At 65.2% G+C, this 17,012-nt stretch carries 19 protein-coding genes and 1 tRNA gene; 13 read left to right on the top strand and 7 right to left on the bottom strand.

What is annotated here, in order from left to right:
- Window positions 1-90, top strand: a tRNA-Ser gene (locus AO716_RS04715).
- A 78-nt stretch (window positions 91-168) separates the two neighbouring features.
- Here the strand turns inward: AO716_RS04715 and AO716_RS04710 are convergent.
- From AO716_RS04710 to AO716_RS04700, 3 genes are read right to left on the bottom strand one after another with little or no spacing between them, the layout of a single operon-like run.
- A complete protein-coding gene (locus AO716_RS04710; protein ID WP_200907590.1) occupies window positions 169-1,161 on the bottom strand; it encodes a phosphatidate cytidylyltransferase in 993 nt (330 codons plus the stop codon).
- A complete protein-coding gene (locus AO716_RS04705) occupies window positions 1,158-1,898 on the bottom strand; it encodes a lysophospholipid acyltransferase family protein (protein ID WP_055239819.1) in 741 nt (246 codons plus the stop codon). Before AO716_RS04705 ends, AO716_RS04710 begins: the two co-directional genes overlap by 4 nt.
- Window positions 1,895-2,590 (bottom strand): CDP-alcohol phosphatidyltransferase family protein, encoded by a 696-nt coding sequence (locus tag AO716_RS04700; RefSeq protein WP_055239818.1) that lies wholly within the window; start codon window positions 2,588-2,590, stop codon window positions 1,895-1,897. Before AO716_RS04700 ends, AO716_RS04705 begins: the two co-directional genes overlap by 4 nt.
- A 124-nt stretch (window positions 2,591-2,714) precedes the next feature.
- Here AO716_RS04700 and AO716_RS04695 point away from each other — a divergent pair, with 124 nt between their 5' ends.
- Window positions 2,715-3,314, top strand: a complete 600-nt coding sequence (locus AO716_RS04695; protein ID WP_055239817.1) for a hypothetical protein — start codon at window positions 2,715-2,717, stop codon at window positions 3,312-3,314.
- 17 nt (window positions 3,315-3,331) lie between these two features.
- Here the strand turns inward: AO716_RS04695 and AO716_RS04690 are convergent, their stop codons facing one another.
- Window positions 3,332-4,351: a DUF808 domain-containing protein gene (locus AO716_RS04690; RefSeq protein WP_055239816.1), complete on the bottom strand. Its 1,020-nt coding sequence runs from the start codon at window positions 4,349-4,351 to the stop codon at window positions 3,332-3,334.
- Between the two features lie 153 nt (window positions 4,352-4,504).
- Here AO716_RS04690 and AO716_RS04685 point away from each other — a divergent pair, with 153 nt between their 5' ends.
- Window positions 4,505-4,852, top strand: coding sequence for a DUF1905 domain-containing protein (locus tag AO716_RS04685; RefSeq protein WP_055239815.1), 348 nt, complete (start codon window positions 4,505-4,507; stop codon window positions 4,850-4,852).
- Window positions 4,849-5,124 (top strand): hypothetical protein, encoded by a 276-nt coding sequence (locus AO716_RS04680; RefSeq protein WP_055239814.1) that lies wholly within the window; start codon window positions 4,849-4,851, stop codon window positions 5,122-5,124. The genes AO716_RS04685 and AO716_RS04680 overlap by 4 nt, the downstream gene beginning before the upstream one ends.
- Before the next feature lie 31 nt (window positions 5,125-5,155).
- Here the strand turns inward: AO716_RS04680 and AO716_RS04675 are convergent, their stop codons facing one another.
- A complete protein-coding gene (locus AO716_RS04675; protein WP_055239813.1) occupies window positions 5,156-6,037 on the bottom strand; it encodes a patatin-like phospholipase family protein in 882 nt (293 codons plus the stop codon).
- A gap of 118 nt (window positions 6,038-6,155) precedes the next feature.
- Here AO716_RS04675 and rlmH point away from each other — a divergent pair, with 118 nt between their 5' ends.
- The 3 genes from rlmH (at window position 6,156) to putP (ending at window position 9,013) form a co-directional block, all read left to right on the top strand.
- Window positions 6,156-6,611 carry a 23S rRNA (pseudouridine(1915)-N(3))-methyltransferase RlmH gene (gene rlmH / locus AO716_RS04670; protein ID WP_055239812.1) on the top strand — a complete coding sequence of 152 codons (456 nt, stop codon included), beginning with the start codon at window positions 6,156-6,158 and terminating at the stop codon, window positions 6,609-6,611.
- A gap of 91 nt (window positions 6,612-6,702) precedes the next feature.
- On the top strand, window positions 6,703-7,338 hold the full coding sequence (locus AO716_RS04665; RefSeq protein ID WP_082413328.1) for a DUF4232 domain-containing protein: 636 nt from the start codon (window positions 6,703-6,705) through the stop codon (window positions 7,336-7,338).
- Between the two features lie 172 nt (window positions 7,339-7,510).
- Entirely contained in the window at window positions 7,511-9,013 is a 1,503-nt protein-coding gene (putP, locus tag AO716_RS04660; protein ID WP_055239810.1) for a sodium/proline symporter PutP, read from the top strand.
- Between the two features lie 96 nt (window positions 9,014-9,109).
- Here the strand turns inward: putP and AO716_RS04655 are convergent, their stop codons facing one another.
- Together AO716_RS04655 and AO716_RS04650 are read right to left on the bottom strand one after the other, a co-directional pair.
- A complete protein-coding gene (locus tag AO716_RS04655; protein ID WP_055239809.1) occupies window positions 9,110-9,592 on the bottom strand; it encodes a hypothetical protein in 483 nt (160 codons plus the stop codon).
- The gene (locus tag AO716_RS04650; protein ID WP_055239808.1) at window positions 9,585-10,607 is read right to left on the bottom strand and encodes a LacI family DNA-binding transcriptional regulator; all 1,023 of its coding nucleotides are present in this window, start codon (window positions 10,605-10,607) and stop codon (window positions 9,585-9,587) included. Before AO716_RS04650 ends, AO716_RS04655 begins: the two co-directional genes overlap by 8 nt.
- Before the next feature lie 140 nt (window positions 10,608-10,747).
- On the opposite strand from AO716_RS04650, the gene AO716_RS04645 reads away from it, so the two are divergent.
- The 6 genes from AO716_RS04645 to AO716_RS04620 are packed head-to-tail and all read left to right on the top strand — an operon-like array spanning window position 10,748 to window position 16,983.
- Window positions 10,748-12,397 carry an ABC transporter substrate-binding protein gene (locus AO716_RS04645; protein ID WP_055239807.1) on the top strand — a complete coding sequence of 550 codons (1,650 nt, stop codon included), beginning with the start codon at window positions 10,748-10,750 and terminating at the stop codon, window positions 12,395-12,397.
- Window positions 12,398-12,406: 9 nt separating this feature from the next.
- Entirely contained in the window at window positions 12,407-13,354 is a 948-nt protein-coding gene (locus AO716_RS04640; RefSeq protein ID WP_055239806.1) for an ABC transporter permease, read from the top strand.
- On the top strand, window positions 13,351-14,214 hold the full coding sequence (locus AO716_RS04635) for an ABC transporter permease (RefSeq protein ID WP_082413327.1): 864 nt from the start codon (window positions 13,351-13,353) through the stop codon (window positions 14,212-14,214). The genes AO716_RS04640 and AO716_RS04635 overlap by 4 nt, the downstream gene beginning before the upstream one ends.
- Entirely contained in the window at window positions 14,214-15,035 is an 822-nt protein-coding gene (locus AO716_RS04630; RefSeq protein WP_055239805.1) for an ABC transporter ATP-binding protein, read from the top strand. Before AO716_RS04635 ends, AO716_RS04630 begins: the two co-directional genes overlap by 1 nt.
- Complete coding sequence (locus AO716_RS04625) at window positions 15,032-15,868, top strand: ATP-binding cassette domain-containing protein (RefSeq protein WP_055239804.1); 837 nt, start codon at window positions 15,032-15,034, stop codon at window positions 15,866-15,868. Before AO716_RS04630 ends, AO716_RS04625 begins: the two co-directional genes overlap by 4 nt.
- A complete protein-coding gene (locus AO716_RS04620) occupies window positions 15,865-16,983 on the top strand; it encodes a C45 family autoproteolytic acyltransferase/hydolase (protein ID WP_055239803.1) in 1,119 nt (372 codons plus the stop codon). The genes AO716_RS04625 and AO716_RS04620 overlap by 4 nt, the downstream gene beginning before the upstream one ends.
- Window positions 16,984-17,012 lie beyond the last annotated feature (29 nt).

Below are 17,012 nucleotides of genomic sequence, written 5' to 3'. Positions count from 1 at the left end.
GGTGACGTGTCCGAGCGGCCGAAGGTGCAACACTCGAAATGTTGTTTGGTGTAAAAGCCAACGTGGGTTCAAATCCCACCGTCACCGCCATTTGAGAAGGTCCCGGTTCCCTTGTAAATCATGGGAACCGGGACCTTTTGCTTTGCCCCGCCCAGGGTCGCTCCGCCGTCAGGTGTAGAAGAACCGCACCGCGTGGAAGAAGACAGGCGCCGCAAAGCAGAGCGAGTCCAGGCGGTCCATGATGCCGCCGTGGCCGGGGATGGTGGAGCCGAAGTCCTTAATCCCGCGGTCCCGCTTGATGGCAGACATCACCAGGCCCCCGGCGAAGCCCATCACGCAGGAGATGAATGCCAGGAGCGCGGCCATCAACGGGCTGAACGGGGTGACCCACCACAGAGCCGCCCCCAGAGCGGTGGCCGACAGCACTCCCCCGATGAACCCTTCCCAGGTCTTGTTGGGACTCACGCCCGGCGCGATTGGGTGCTTCCCGAGCGTCTTGCCCCACACGTACTGCAGCACGTCGGAGCCCTGCACCACGATGAGCAGGAACAGCAGCAGCTGCGCACCTGTCGCCCCGCCGGCTCCGGGCGCCGAACCTTCGGCCGCATCCCGGCCTGCCTCCATGGCTACCGGTAGCTGCAGCAGCGCCGGGGCGTAGCTGATGGCGTAAACGCATACCATCAGCGCCCACTGAATGGCCGCGGTTCGCTGCAGGAAGCCGGTGGTCTGCCCGGCCAGTGCATTGCGCGCGGGAAGGAAGAGGAAGGCGTACACCGGGATGAAGACACTGAACATGCCGTACCAGTGTTCCCACAGGAACCAGTAGTGCACCGCGGGGATGATGAACACGAGCCACACGAGAACCTTGTGATCTCCGCGGCCGGTCGGCGAGATGGTGATGAACTCGCGCAGTGCCAGAAGAGAGAGCACCAGAAACAGCAGGATCGTCACCGTCTCGCCGGCTGCCAGGACAGTGCCTATCAGCGCGACCATCAACCACCAGGCGTTGATGCGCTGCTTCAGGTTCACTATGGTGCCCGTTTTGCCCACCCGTCGCCCGAGCACCCATGCGATCACGGTGGCCAAAACCAGTACAACGACGACGCCGCCAAGGAGTTTCAGCGACGTCCAGTCCAGCAACCCCAACTCCCAGGCGCTCACGGATTGTCCTGCCGGGTCTCGCTGGGAGGGGCCGAGTGACCGTCGGCCAGCCCAGCCGTGTCCGCAGGCTGCGGGCCCTGATGCTTCGCCAGGCCTTCCACCAGAACGTGGCGGGCGCGGGTAAGGAACGTCTGTCTGTCCTCATCGGGTCCCAGATGGAGTGGCTCGCAGAAGATGACGGTGGAGAGGTGAGGCACCGGGATCACCTCACCTTTCGGGAGGATCCGGCCGAGGTTCGCCAGCGTCACTGGGACCACAGGCACCTCCGGGTGAAGACGGGCCAGTTTGTACAGTCCGCCGTGAAACGGGGCTATTGTGTCGCCTTCGCCGCGGGTACCTTCAGGGAAGATAATCAGCGAGTCGCCGGCGGCCAGCACCTCCGCCATGCCCTCCACCTGCCCCTTGGGGCTAACTCCCGAGTCCGACGTGCGCTGCCGGCTGCTGCTGGAGCCGTGGCGGTCGACCAAATAGGCGTTGAAGATCCGTTCGGCAAAAGCCCTCCGCACCCCGGACCCCCAGTAGTCCTTGGCAGCCACCGGACGTGCGCGTCGCTGAAGCTCGGCAGGCAGTGCGGCCCAAATGGTGAGGAAGTCCAGATGGCTCGAATGGTTCGCGTAGTAGATCGCCTGCTCGGGTAGATCCAGTCCCGGTTCTCCGGCTGCAGTCACAACGCGCGCACCGGCGAAGGCTCCGACAAGTTTCGCGAGGCTGCGCCGGGCGGCCCTTCCAAGGTTCATGCGGGCAGGTCCTTGCTGCGGGCACGCAGCGCAGCGCTGACGCGGCGCAGGCGGCGGGCACAGGTGATCAGTGAGCCCAGCGCGATGAGGGCCAGTGTGCAGAACAGCGCCCATCCTTCCTGCCAGGGAAGCCATGGCTCGGCGATGCTCGCCAGGACTCCGATCATCAGCAGCCACATGCGGTGAGGTTTGGCCAGGGGCCCGTCGAAGAAGTTTCCCGTGCCAAGGGCTGCTCCGAGGCAGCGGATGTAGGCAGTGAGTACGGCAAGTATCGCTGCAAGGAGTCCAAGCGTGATCCCTAAATCGACCCGGCCGGCGGTCGCCAGCCCGGCGGTCGCGATGCCGGCGGCCCCCAGGAACAGCACATCGGAAATCCGGTCCGGCAGTTCGTTGTAAATGTCACCTACCGGTGAGCTCATGCCTTTTTCCACGGCCAGCATCCCGTCGAGCATGTTCAGCAGCAAACGCAGCGGTATGCAGGCAGCAGCCACGGCCAGAAGAACAGCGCGAACGACGGCGTCGCTGGCATTCCCCGACCAGATAAGCGCAACGGCGCCCGCTGCAGCGAACAGCACTGAACCGACCGAGATCTGGTTGGGGGTGAGTTTTGCCGCCGCAAGAAGATCCGCAGCTTTTGCCGCCCACCGGCTGCTGCGCTGCGGTATTTCCCGCCTGTCCGTTCCATGGCTCATCTAAAGTGTCCGTTCAATTTGCCTTGTGCCGTAGCTCATACGCTATTACGAGCCGGACGGCGGAACGGGCACCAACCCGCGATCAATCCCGCGGTTCCCCTTAGCCTTTCATTACAGTGTGAGCATGAAAGCCCGGCGCAAATCATCAGTCAGGAATGCCCTGCGGGAGCACGGGATCGCCGGCGCCTGGGGCTTCGCAGAAGCGACGTTCTTCTTCGTGGTCCCTGATGTGTGGACATCCTGGGTAGGGCTGCGGCGGCCTAAACGCGCGGTCGGCACCACGTTCTCTGCCCTTGGCGGTGCAATGGCCGGAGGTGCCGTGACCTACTGCTGGGGCCGCAAAGTGGCCGCAGAAACCTCGCGTAAGGCGTTGGCGAAAGTTCCGGCGGTCACGGATGCCATGATCGGCGACGTCGAACAGGAGATGGCCGAGTCCGGCGCCGCTTCCCTGCTGCGGGGGCCCACCCGTGGAGTCCCTTACAAGCTCTACGCGCGGGCAGCCGGGCTGCAGCGGACCTCGCTCGTGGCATTTCTTGCCTGGAGTGTGCCCGGCCGAATGATCCGGTTCCTGGCGGTGACGGCGGCAGTATCCGGTATCGCAGCCCTGGGCCGGCACTGGTTCCCCGGAATGTCCGAACGGCGCATCTCGACCGTGTTCTGGCTGTGCTGGGCTGCGTTCTACGCGGTATTCATTCCACTGAAGTCCCGCCGAGGGTCGGCCTAGGGGCCGCCTCGAAATCCCTACCCGGCGTCAGTGTCCGTCTTCTTCGGCCGGTGACCGGCTATCGCTGCCCTCGTGTCTCCGGGCTCGTGCCCTTCCTTCTTCTTGCCGAAAGGGAAGACCTTCTTCACCAGGACCAGCACGGCCATGACGACCAGGCCCCAGGCCAGGCCCGCAACGGCCGAGCAGAGTGTGTTCACGAGCCAGCCGAGGAAGCCTCCCACAACGGCCAGTTCGGCCACGGGGTGCTCCAGGAGATGCACCAGATCGTAGGGTGCGTGCCAGCCAAGGTCGGAGGCACCCACCAGCATGATGTGGCCGCCAACCCAGAGCATGGCAATTGTTCCGACGAACGTGATCGCCGCCAGCACGGCGGGCATTCCCCTAACCAGCAGTCCACCGACCCGCTTGGAACCAGCCGAGTCCTTGCCGGCAAGGTGCAGGCCGATGTCGTCCATCTTCACGATCAGTGCCACTGCCCCGTAGACGAGCACCGTAATCGCGATCGCCACGACCACCAGGATTACTGCGCGCACCCAGATCGAAGCGTCACCTACCTCGTTCATGGCAATGACCATGATCTCGCAGGAGAGGATGAAGTCCGTAGTGATGGCGCCCTTGACTACCTTGGACTCGGCATCGGGCCCCCGTTCGACTGCGGGTTCCTTCTTCGCCTCATGGTGGCCAAAGAACTTGTGCCACACCTTCTCGGCACCCTCATAACAGAGGTACGTACCGCCGAGCATCAGGATGAACGGAATGACGCCGGGGATAAAGGCACTGACCAGCAGCAGCGCAGGCAGGATGATGAGCAGCTTGTTCCGCAGCGAACCCCAGAAGATCTTTTTGATCATCGGAAGTTCACGGGAGGGGTCCGCCCCGGAAACATACTGCGGTGTCACCGCGGCGTCATCAATCACGACGCCGGCGGCCTTGGCACCGGCCTTCGCAGCTCCTGCCGCGATGTCGTCCACCGAGGCAGCCGCTATGCGGGCCAGGGCAGCGACGTCGTCCAGCAGGGCGACGAGTCCGCCGCTCACAGACCGCTCCCGGCCTGTTCGAAGACGGAAACTTGGGGGTAGATGGCGCCCTTGAGACGCGGAATTGCCATACCGGGATTATAGGGCCGCAGGACCGGCGTTGCAGTGCCGTTTCCGTTGCCGCGCCCGCCTCGGGGCCGTAGGTTTCTCCGCATGGACACATCGTTCAGGGCACAGGTGTTTGAATGGCGCGGCCCGGCACCGTTCTACTGGGTCCTCCTTCCGGTGCACGCTGCCGACTATGTCCGCGCGCAGGCCGCCGAGGCTACCTACGGATGGGGCGCTATTCCCGTCCTGGTGCGGATCGGAGCCACGGAGTGGGAGACCTCGCTGCTGCCGCACAGCGGTGCGTATGCGCTGCCGCTGCGGAAGGACGTCCGCATCAAAGAAGAGATTGGCGACGGCGATACCGTGGCGGTCGCGCTCACCGTGGCACCCCGCGAAGGCCGGACAGCGAGCGGCCCGGGACCGGCAGTGCAGGTTATTGAGGAGGACAGATGAGCGTACGGATTCTGCGGGCGGACGGTCCGGTGGAGGAGCTCGACGACGAAGAGAACGGCACGCGCTACGCCTACCAGGTGGCGCCCGGCGGTGTACTGATCGTCCTGGAGTGCCCCGATGACGGCAAATGGCTGGTGCGCAAGGAGGTCTCCGCCAACCGCTGGAATGAGGTGTCCGGGCGGAGGTTCATCGGTGACGCCACCGGTGTTGGCGGGATTGAGGGCGGCAAGGCCGACGGCCGGCCAAAGTCCACGAAACTGCCCCCGCCGTGAACACCCGCGGTAAGCACCCACCGTCAGCAGGTCAGGCGAGCCAGAAGTCCCGCAGCGCGGCAGCCGCTTCCTTGCCCTGGCGCCGGCCGGCCGCCGAAGCCGGTATCCGGGTGGAACGCAGCAGCGGATTCGCGCCAAAATCCCGCAGGGAAGCTTCATCGGCTTCCACCAGGAAGGTCTGGCTGTGCTGCTGCAGCTTGGCGAGCGCCTGCGGCAGACTGGGACCGAACGGGCTCGCCGGGGCCTCCGGACCGCAGGCCAGCACCAGCACCTTTCCGTAACCTTCAGCGACGTCGGCATTTGTTGCCGAACGCATCCCGCCGTCCATATAAGGACGGCCCAGTATCGTGACCGGCGGCCATACCGTGGGAACCGCGCAGCTGGCGGCGACCGCACGGGCGAGCTCGACGTCGGACGTGGCATCCAGGACAGTGAACGACCCGTCCTCCGCATCCACCACGGCAATGCCAAACGGCCGGTCCGGCCACTCGCGCTGCGGCAGCAGTGACCGGATGCTGGCGACCCACTCCCCCTCGGTCATCACTGCCGGTGTGGTCCGTGCCAGCTGCCCCACCCGTGCCCGTGCCGCCATCTCGTCGCCGTCCCCGCGTCCCGCCGTCGCAGTGAGCTCAATGAAGGCCTCACTGCTGAAGCCGCTGGGATCCTGGTACGGCGCTTCGGTGCCCTGCACGGCGGGTGCCTGCCCGGCGTCGTCGAGCTGTGCCGCCAGGACCTGCGGAAGCAGGCCGGAACGCAGCGCCGCTCCCACCATGGAACCGGCGGATGTGCCCACCACCAGGTCCGCAGCGTTGAGATTGATCCCTTCTTCCAGAAGGGCAGCGAGCACGCCCATCTCCCATGCGATCCCTGCCACCCCGCCGCCGCCAAGGATGATTGCCCGTGTTTGGCTCATGCTGAGTGCTCCGTTCGTGTGCCGCCCTTACTGCCCGGGAGTCTAGACGCACGCGCCCACCGAACGGCAGGACCGGCGGCGGTTTTGGTCCCGGACATACCCGGTATTGAATAAGGGCATGGCATTACGTGTTCTGATGGTCGGCCGCAAGCATGAGGACTGGGTGGTTGACGGGATTCACCGCTACGAAAAGAGGCTGAAGAAACCCTTCGACCTCTCCTGGGTGTCAATCCCGCATTCCGCCAGGGAAAACGATGCCGCCCGTAAGGAAGAGTCAGAGCGCCTGCTCGCCAAAACCGGCAGTGACTATGTGATCCTCCTGGATGAGCGGGGCAAGGCCATCACTTCCCCGCAGCTTGCGAAGACCCTGCAAAAGCCCCTGGACAATTCCCGCAACGTCACCCTCATTATTGGCGGGGCCTACGGCGTGGACCAGAGCGTGCATGACCGGGCGGATTTCGTCTGGTCGCTGTCCCCGCTTGTGTTCCCGCACCAGCTGGTGCGGCTCATCCTGGCAGAGCAGGTTTACCGGGCACAGGAGATCGCCGCCGGGCGTCCCTACCACCACGAATAGACATTCGTCCCTTCCGTAACAATTCGATGAGGTTTTTGTGCGGCCCGCGGTGCGGTTTGACCGAGTGGCGGCGCGGGTTCAAGGTGAACGAATGAGAACCATGGCTGCCAGAACCCCGCTCTTCCTTTCCGCCGGACTGCTTGGTGCAGCCCTGGTCCTGGCCGGCTGCGGGGGCAGCAACAACACTGACGAGCCCCCCTCGCCCACCCCGTCAGGGAGCACGACGGCGAGCCCCGCTCCGAGTGCCGCGCCCGGCACCTCCGCGGCACCCCAGACATCGGCACCTGCGCCGGAAGCCGGCGTCGTTCCGTGTACCGCGGCTATGCTCTCCGCTGCCGTGGAAGACACCCCGGGAGGCGGGGCCGCAGGCAGCGTTTACCGTGACCTGGTGCTGAGTAACACCTCGTCAGAGCCGTGTTCGACGTTCGGTTTCCCCGGCGTCTCCTACCTCTCGGTAGCCGCAACCCAGGTCGGTGCACCGGCGACCCGTGCCGGCGGGGCTGACGCTGTATCCGTGACGCTTCAGCCGGGGCAGTCTGCGGTTGCTTCCCTGCGTGAAACCCGTCCGGAGAATTACGGCGAGGAGTGCTCGAAGGTGCCGGTTTCCGGGCTCCGGGTCTTCCCGCCGGAAGATACTGCCTTCCTCGACATTGCCCGCGCCGGGTACGGCTGCAGCAACGACGAGATTGAGCTGCTGGAGGTCGGTCCGCTGACCGGTCCGCGGTAGCACAGGGGGTCCTGCGCCATTGATTCGGGCAGATGGCAAATTAGCCGTACCGTTCCCCGGTTGGCATACTGGTGGGCATTTGTGGCCTGCGGCACTGTGCAAAGTGCGCAGTGCCGCGGCCCACTGACACTGACACTGACCGACGTGATACGGAACTGACCGGAACGGCTACATGACTGACGAAACGTACAAGTTGATTGCCCTGATCATTTACATGATCGCCATGCTGGGAATCGGATGGTGGGCTTACCGCCGCACCTCCAACCTGGATGACTACATGCTGGCTGGGCGGGGGCTCAAGCCAGGTGTCGCAGCGCTCAGCGCAGGCGCCTCGGACATGTCCGGCTGGCTGCTCATGGGCCTGCCGGGCGCAATCTACCTCTCCGGGCTCACCGAAGCGTGGATCGCCGTTGGCCTCACGGTCGGTGCATGGCTGAACTGGAAGTTCGTGGCGCCCCGGCTGCGTTCCTACACGCTTGTTGCCAACAACTCGATTACGGTGCCGAGCTTCTTTGAGAACCGCCTCAAGGACCGCACGCGGGTGCTGCGCGTAGTTTCCGGCATCATCATCCTGGTCTTCTTCACCTTCTACGTGTCCTCCGGCATGGTGGCCGGCGGCGTCTTCTTCGAGAGCTCCTTCGGCTCCAGTTACACCACCGGCATGCTGATCGTGGGCGGCGTGACCATCGCCTACACCCTCTTCGGCGGTTTCCTCGGCGCCAGCTACACCGATGTGGTGCAAGGCCTGATGATGCTCCTCGCCCTCATCGCCGTCCCGGTAGTGGGAATCTTCCTGGTGGGCGGCCCGTCCGGCATGGCCGAGTCGCTGCGCGAAATCGATCCTGCCATGCTCAACCCGGTGGCGGGCACGACGGCGCTGGCCGTAATCTCGGCCCTTGCCTGGGGCCTGGGCTACTTCGGGCAGCCGCACATCATCGTCCGCTTTATGGCCCTCCGCTCCCCGTCCGACGCCGTAGCCGGCCGCCGCATCGGCGTGGGCTGGATGCTGCTGAGCGTGATCGGCGCGGTCTTCACCGCCCTGGTAGGCGCCGCTTACTTCCAGCAGAACAACCTGACCCTCAGCGATCCCGAAGCAGTCTTCCTCAGCATGGCCCAGGCGCTCTTCCATCCCATCGTTGCCGGGTTTGTCCTCGCGGCAGTGCTGGCCGCCATTATGAGCACCATCTCCTCCCAGCTGATCGTGACCTCCTCCGCCCTGGTGGAAGACCTGTACAAGATCGTGGTCAAGAAAGATGCCTCCCAGCGCGTGCTGGTGATGCTCGGCCGCGGGGCGGTGCTGGTTGTTTCCGTGGTGTCCATCTTCCTGGCGCTGGACCGCAGCAACTCCATCCTTGACCTGGTCGGGTTCGCCTGGGCCGGTTTCGGAGCGGCCTTCGGTCCCACCATCCTGCTGTGCCTGTTCTGGCGCCGCCTAACCACCGCGGGCGCACTGGCCGGCATGGCCGCCGGAGCAGTCACCGCCTTCGTGTGGGGCAGCTCCGAGCTCTCTTCCACCCTGTACGAGATCATCCCCGGCTTCGCCGTGAACCTGATCCTCGCCGTCGTCGTCAGCCTGCTCACCCGCGCTCCTGCCGGGCTGGACAGCGACTTCGATGAAGCGCGGGAAATTGCCCGCCGCGGCGCGGAGGAACCCGAAGCGGTTCCCGCGCGCTGATCCGGTCATGGCGTCCGTGTCCGGATAGCGGGCACGGACACCATGGCCTAGGGCACTCGAAGGCGGTCCCGGCCCCCGGCCGGGACCGGTGAGGCGCTATTCCTCGTCCACCTCATGTTCCCCAGCTGGGATTTCCGTGAGGAGCAAGGCTCCGCGCCGATACGACACGCGCCACTCGAATCGCTCATTCCAGCTGCCGAAGGAGATCAGGCGTTCAGGTCCGGCACCCGCGTAGGGACTCTCCCACTCCAGGTTCCATCCGGCCCGCAGACGGCCGAGCGCGGACTGCACGTCTCCGAATGCGTCCTGCTGGGCTGACTCCCGGCGCCGGCGGAAGTATGCCTCGGGGATACACAGGAGGAATCCCCCCAGCAGGCAGCCTGCCATCAGGTAGACCACTGCGTCTCCTGCGCGCGGGGGCAGCATGCCCCCAAAGGGCAGCACGAGCAGCAGCGGCAGCAAAAGGCCCCACGACGTCAGCATGAGGACCTGGACGGCGCAAAGGCAAAGTCGGGCCCTGAACAGGCGGGCGACAGCTGGACCGGCGACCTTTAGGGAACGCAGCGCCGCGTCAGGCATGGCCACCCTCAAGCGTCGTAGCGCGCAGGATGAGGTGGGTCGACAACGGCGTCGGTTCGGCAGGCAGCCCGGCCATCACCCGGGACGTCAGCTGTTCCACCGCCTGCGCGGCAATGAGTTCCGGGTCCAGGTCAATCGCTGTGATGGCCGGTGAGGCTGACCGGGACTGCTCCGAGTCCGCGCCGGCAACCAGCTGCACCTGCTCCGGAACGGCAATGCCGCGGGCCGTGAGTTCATCGAGTATGCCGCGGGCGTGCCGGCCGGTGAGGCAGTAGATCGCATCCGGCAGGTCACCGTCTTTCAGCAGTTCAGCGACGGCATCCCTTCCGCCCCCGGTGCCGTCCGCTTCCGGACGGGCCACCACCCGTGCCGGCATTCCGTGGCGTTCGGCCCAGGTCCGGTACGCCGACGCCGAGTCCAGGTTCCAGGAGTTGTGGTCGCACCCGGTGACAAGGGCTATGCGCCGTGCCCCCCGTTCCTGCAGCGTGCGGAGAATCAGCTCTGTCTCATCTTCATCCATCGAACCTATCCAGTCAGTGAACCCCGGGCGGTCCGGTACGCGGCCCACCGTAATAAACGGCAGGGACGCTTCCTGAAGCAGGTCTATGACGGGGTCCGATTCCAGCGGATCGGCGATGATGTAGCCGTCCAGCGTCAGCGCCAGCGGCTGCCGGGGAAGCTTTGAGAGGTCACGCAGCAGCATGAGGCTGAGGTTCCGCTCCAGGCATTCAACTGCGACCGCACCGATGAGCCGGGTGAAGTAGTCGACGCCGGTGGGCCGGTAAGTCCCCAGCGTATCCAGCGGGCGCAGCATCAGTCCCACCACTCCGAGCGGGCTGCTGCGCATTCCCCGGGCGAGCGGATCGGGCTGATAGCCGAGCCTTTCCGCGGTCTCGCGGATCCGTTCCCTGGTTGCCGCGGAGAGCGTGCCTTTGCCGTTAAGCGCATGCGAGACAGCGGTGATGGATACCCCGGCGGTGCGTGCGACGTCCCGGATGGTGGTTCTTGACGACAATGTTTCTCCATTTCACGGCGCTTGGTAACGGTTAGGCAACGGAACTGACGCTACGACATATAAAACGTTTTATACACCTAAATTCTGAGAGTAGCGGGCATCAAACCGTCCGGCTGGTCCGAGATTTAGGAAGGGTGGATATGAAAAAGGCTCTAGTCACTACGTCATTGGCACTGTCCATGACACTGGCAGTCGCGTCCTGCAGCAGCGGCTCCGGCAACGGGGATGCCGCCGCTGACGGCAAGGACCGTCTGGCAGAACTCGCCGTCACTACGGAAGCTGCATCCGGGGAGCTTGAATCGGCAACCTGGAACCTTCCTTTCGGAGAGCCCGCTTCGCTTGATCCGATCCTGGCGTTCAACTATCCGGAAAACACGGTCGTGGCGAACATCTGCGAAGGCCTGATGATGATCGAGCCGGACTTCTCCGTCACACCCAACCTCGCCGAGTCCTTCGACACACAGGACGGCCAGACGTACGTCTATCAGCTTCGCCAGGGCGTCACTTTCTGGGACGGTTCCCCGATGACCGCCCAGGACGTCGCCTACAGCCTGAACCGGCACCTGGACCCTGCAGAAGGCAGTTACTGGGCCTCCGACGCCGTCAGCGGCAACGTTGAATCGATTGAGGCAACCTCGGACACCGAGGTGACCGTCACTCTCAAGGCCCCGGACTGGACCTTCAACTCCTACATGGCCACGCCCATGGGCGTTGTGGTCAGTGAAGAACACCGCAAGGCCACCGGCGAAGCCTACGGAACCCCGCAGGGCGGCGTCATGTGCACCGGCCCGTTCTCGGTGGATGAATGGCAGAGCGGCCAGAGCATCACGCTCGCCAAGAACGAGGCTTACTGGAACACGGACCGCACCCCGAAGGTCAACAGCCTTGAAATCCAGTTCATCGTGGATCCGGCCGCCATCACCAACGCGCTGGTTTCCGGTGCCATTGACGGTTCCTACGACGTGCCGCTGAGCGCTGTCTCCCAGCTGGAGGCTGCCGGCAACGGTGAGCTGATCCTGGGCAAGTCCATGCAGATGCTCGCCATCATCGCCACCGGCGACGGTCCCCTGGGCGATCCCGCCGTGCGCAGGGCCCTGTGGACCGCCACGGACCAGCAGGCTCTTTCCGGAACGGTCTTCGAGAACACTGCCCGCCCCGCGGTCTCCCTCATTCCCGACGGCGGCTGGTCCTTCGCGGACGACGTCTTCTCCTCGGCGCGCGCCGAACTGCCCGGCGCTGAGGCAGATATCGAAAAGGCCAAGGAAATCCTGGCAGACGCCACCGCTGATCTGTCCGAGACCATCACGATCGTCTACCCGACCGAACGGTCCTACTACGCGGACATGATTTCCGAGTTCACCCGTGCCGGCAAGGAGATCGGCCTCGATGTGCAGCCCCAGGGCGTCCCGAGCGCGCAGTTCGGCGCCTTCTTCTCCGACCCTGAAGCCCGAGCCGGACACGGCGCATTCGTAACCACCAACTACATGGATGTTCCGGACCCGCTGGTCTTCCTGCGCACCATCGTCCAGGAAGGCGGTTCGCAGAACTTCTCCGGATACTCCAACCCTGAAATCGAAGAACTGCTGGCCAAGGCAGAAGCGGCCTCGGACGAAACCGAACGCGCGGAACTGACCACCGAAATCGAAGCACTGGCAATGGCCGACATGCCCTGGCTGCCCGTGGTGGACCCGGCCGTGCGCCTGTTCATGAGTGACCGCGTCACCGGCGTTCCGGCGTCGTTCGCGTACCTCTACTACCCATGGGCTGCGGACCTCGGCGCGGCGGGATAACCAGGCACCATGAAATACATCGCCAAACGGCTTCTTGCCCTGGCCGGCATCCTGCTGGCTTCGAGCTTCGCAGTCTTTGGCGGCCTGTACCTTGCACCAGGAAGCCCTGAGCAGTTCCTGGTGCAGGGACGGACCGTCAGTGCGGAAGTGCTCGCATCGATCCGCGAGCAGTACAACCTCGACGATCCGTTCCTGGTCAGGTACGTGTCCTGGGTGGGCAACGCGCTGCAGGGCGACTTTGGACAGTCGCTGGCCAACAGGCAGGAAGTTGCCGACCTGCTGGCCAGCCGGCTGCCCACCACGCTCTGGCTCACCGGTCTGGCCGCAGTGCTGATCGTCGTCCTGGGCATCGGCCTGGGGACGCTGGCCGGCCTGCGTCCGGGCGTGCTGGACAACATCATCCTGTTCGCCTCCAACCTCGGCTTCGCCGTCCCCACCTTCTTCGCCGGGCTGCTGCTGATGAGCCTGTTCAGCGTGCAGCTGGGCTGGTTCCCGGTCTTCGGTTCCGGCAGCGGGGAAGGGATAGCTTCACGGCTCACCCATCTCACGCTTCCGGCCCTGGCCCTGGCGCTGCCTTCCATCGCCGTCGTCTCCCGCATCACGCGCACTGCGGTGCGGGAGGAACGCGAATCGGAGCATGCCATGACCGCACGGTCTCGGGGTGTTCCCGAACGGGTATTGATTCCGCGGCATGTCATCCGCAACTCGCTGCTTCCGGTAACCACCGTGTCCGGCGTGCACATCGCCGGACTGCTTGCCGGTGCCTTCGTGGTCGAATCGGTCTTCACGCTGGACGGCATCGGCGCCCTGCTGGTGACCTCCATCCAGCAGAAGGACTTTGCCGTGGTGCAGGCCGTTGCGCTGATCATGGTGGTGGCGTTTGGCCTCATCAACCTGCTGGTCGACCTGCTCTACGCAGTGATTGACCCGCGTGTCCGGCTGGGAGGTGCCTCATGAGCGCGCCGGCACTGAACCGCAGAAATGCCCGACGGCGGCGTTCCGGCGGCGCTTTCAGCGGACCGCTTGCCCGGATCTGCCTGGGCTGGCTTGCCCTGGTGGCCCTGCTCGCTGTCCTCGGTCCGATGATCACTCCGTTCGACGCCACCGAAGGGAATATTGTTGACCGCTATCTTCCGGCGAGCGCCGAGCACTGGCTGGGCACAGACCAGGCGGGCCGGGACCTGTTCACGCGGCTGGCAGTTGGCGCCCGTTCAACCATCCTTGCTGCCCTGGCCGTCGCGGGCCTGACAGTGCTGATCGGCGGAACCCTTGCCCTGGTGGCTGTCTGGTTCGGCGGCCGGGTGGATGGTGCCATTACCCGGTTCCTGGATTTCCTCTTCTCTTTCCCGAACCTGCTGCTGGCAGTCCTGGCCGTGGCTGTCTTCGGTGCCGGGGTTGAGACCGCGGTTGTCGCCCTGGCCATCGGGTTCTCTCCGTATACGGCGCGGGTCATCCGGTCGGTGGCGCTGCGTGAACGGAACCTGGCCTATGTGAAGTCCGCGGAACTGCAGGGCATCTCAGGGCTGGTCATCACGTTCCGGCATCTGCTTCCCAACGTGAAGCAGCAGATCCTCACTGGAGCCAGCATCAACTTCGGCTACGCCATGATTGACCTGGCCGCCCTGTCCTTCCTGGGCTTCGGCGTCCAGCCTCCGGATGCTGACTGGGGGCTGATGGTGTCTTCCGGCCAGGCGTCCCTGCTGGCGGGTTATCCGCAGGAAAGCATCTTCGCCGGCACCTGTATTGTCCTGACCGTTGCCGCCCTGGGCTATCTGGGCGAACAGCTTGGCGGCCGCCGCGCCGCAGGGAGGGCATAATGCTCACACTTGAAAACGTCGGCCTGGTGATTGGTTCCGGCTCATCCGCCAAGACCCTGCTGGAGGACATCAACCTCCAGGTGGGTCCCGGCGAGTCCCTGGGCCTGGTGGGAGAATCCGGGTCCGGAAAGTCGATGACCCTGCGAAGCATCCTGCGCACGCTGCCCGGCGGCTCTGTTCCCTCTGGATCGGTGCGGTTCCGGGACAGGGAGATCCCGTCCCTGTCCCGGGAAGAGCTTCGCCGCTTCCGCGCGGCGGATGTATCCATGATTTCCCAGAACCCCATGGCGGCACTCAACCCCGTTCTTCGCGTGGAACGCTTCCTCATCGAAGGGATCCAGGCCGCGAAACCGCGCACCTCCGCCGCCGAGGCGAGGCAAACTGCGCTGGGGCTGCTCGCCGACGTCGGGATCCATGATCCGGAACGCTGCCTGCGCTCCTATCCGCACCAGCTCTCCGGGGGCATGCTGCAGCGTGTGGTCATTGCCGGTTCCGTGGCGCGCGGCAGTTCACTGCTGCTCGCCGATGAACCGACGACGGCGCTGGACGTCACCACGCAGTCCGACGTCGTCGCCATCCTCAACGAGGCACGGACCGAGGCCGGCATGGCCATGATCTTCGTTGCCCACGACCTTGACCTCGCAGCCGCTGCCTGCCAGCGGATCGCCGTCATGAACAAGGGCCGGATCGTGGAGGCCGGACCGGCCGGTGAAGTGCTCGGCTCACCCCGGCACGAATACACGCAGATGCTGGTCGCTTCCAAGCCCAGCCTGACCCGGCGCACGCCGCTGCGCCCGATTCCCGGGGAGGCAGCAGAATGAGCACATCGGATACTGAGCAGATTGTCGCCGTCAGTAACCTGTTCCGCACTTTCACGACGGGCACGGGCAAGTCCCGCCGTACCGTTCAGGCCGTTCAGGACGTCAGCTTCAGCATTCCCCGCGGCACCTGCCTGGCCGTCGTGGGGGAATCCGGATCGGGGAAGACAACCGTGGCCCGCATGCTGGTGGGCCTTGAATCCGCGGACAGCGGGTCCATTGTGCTGAACGGCCGTGAAGTTTCTGCCGGGTCCAGCCGCAGGATTCGGCGCCAGCGTTCCAAGGACATCCAGATGGTGTTCCAGGATCCGCAGGGCAGCCTGAACCGGCGGCTGCCCGTTTCCAGCGCCGTCACGGAAATCCTGCAGGCCCACACGGACCTGGATGCCGCCGCCCGCCGGGAGAAATGCCTGTCCCTGTTCGCAGAAGTCGGACTCGAGCCCGAGCATGCGGCGTGCTATCCGGACCAGCTTTCCGGTGGGCAGAAACAGCGGGTTGCCATCGCCCGGGCGCTGGCGGCCGCACCGGCCGTCATTGTGCTTGACGAAGCAGTTTCAGCCCTGGATGTCACCGTCCAGGCCCAGATCCTGGCCCTCCTGGAACGCCTGCGCCTCGAGAAGCAGCTGACGTATCTGTTCATCACCCATGACCTGGCCGTCGCCCGCCAGGTGGCCGACACAGTGATGGTGATGCAGCTCGGCTCCGTGGTGGAGCAGGGAACTGCTGCCGAGGTGCTGGATTCACCGAAACACCCCTACACCCGCCAACTGCTGGACAGCGCACCCCGCCCGGGCTGGGTGCCGCGGCGCAGAGACACAACCGGAGTAACTTCATGAGCGGTTTTCCGCACCCTTCCCCCGCCCTGATCACCGTAGCGGCGGAGAGCGCCGGCGAACGCGGCGTCCAGCGCGGCAAGGCCTGCAGTCCCCAGCTGGCCTCCGGCTGGCAGACCTACGCGGAACTGTTTTCGGCCGGCGGCATCAGTGCCGCCCGTGTCGAGGCTGAGGCACTGGCCTCGTTGGCCGCCGTCGATGCCTGGCTGCCGGACCTGGCCGCTGAGATCCGCGGGACCGCGGCCGGTGCCGGCCTGCCCGAATGGCAGGTGGCGGCCTTGAACGCCCGGACGGAGATCCTTTCGCTGTCCAAGACCCAGCTGCCGGGTGAATGCTCCACCGTCATCAGCACCATCCCGGGACGGGTTTTCTCCGCGCAGACCTGGGACTGGCATGAGGAACTGGCCAAGGCCTGGCACCTGCAGTCGGTGGCCCATGCGGACGGCGCTTTCGTAGGGATGACGGAGTACGGGATCCTGGGAAAAATCGGGGTCAACAGCCACGGCGTTGGCGTGCACCTGAACGTACTGGGGCACAGCGGTGATACCCCCGGTGCGGTTCCCGTCCACGTGGCGGCCGCAGCCGTGCTCTACTACGCAAAAACCCTGGAGGAGGCCGTGGATCTGCTGACCGCGGTTCCCGTGACGACGTCGAGCTCCATTTCCGTGGTCACCGCCGAAGGTGCGTGCATGGTGGAACTCAGCCCGGTAGGCGCGCAGGTGATTCCCGCTGCAGGGGACTACCTGCTGCACACAAACCACTTCCTTTCCCCCCTGCCCGCTGCCGGCGAGCGCACCGAGCTGTACCAGCCCGACTCCGGCCAGCGGCTGGACCTGCTGAAGCGGCGGTGCAGCGGGCACTTCGATCCGTCTGATCCGCTGGATCTGGTTCCCTACCTTTGTTCCCGGCCCGGTGACGGCGCGGACCTGTGCTGTGTGCCTGCAGCCGGTGCACGGTTCGGCGACCGCTGGCGCACCCTGGCGACGGCGCTCATCGATCCTGAGACCGCCCGGCTCAGTGTCTCCCCCGGCGCGCCAACGGAAGCAGGCCAGGAAACCTGGCGGGTACTTTCGGCCCAGTCGCAGCAGCAACCGGCCCGGAGGGCCCGTGGCATTTAGCCGGGAGCCAAACAGCCCGGATGCGTACT

Source organism: Arthrobacter sp. Edens01 (assembly GCF_001307035.1).
Taxonomy (GTDB): domain Bacteria; phylum Actinomycetota; class Actinomycetes; order Actinomycetales; family Micrococcaceae; genus Arthrobacter_B.
Note: the sequence above shows the minus strand (reverse complement) of the source record. Positions and strands in the feature narration are given on the sequence as shown.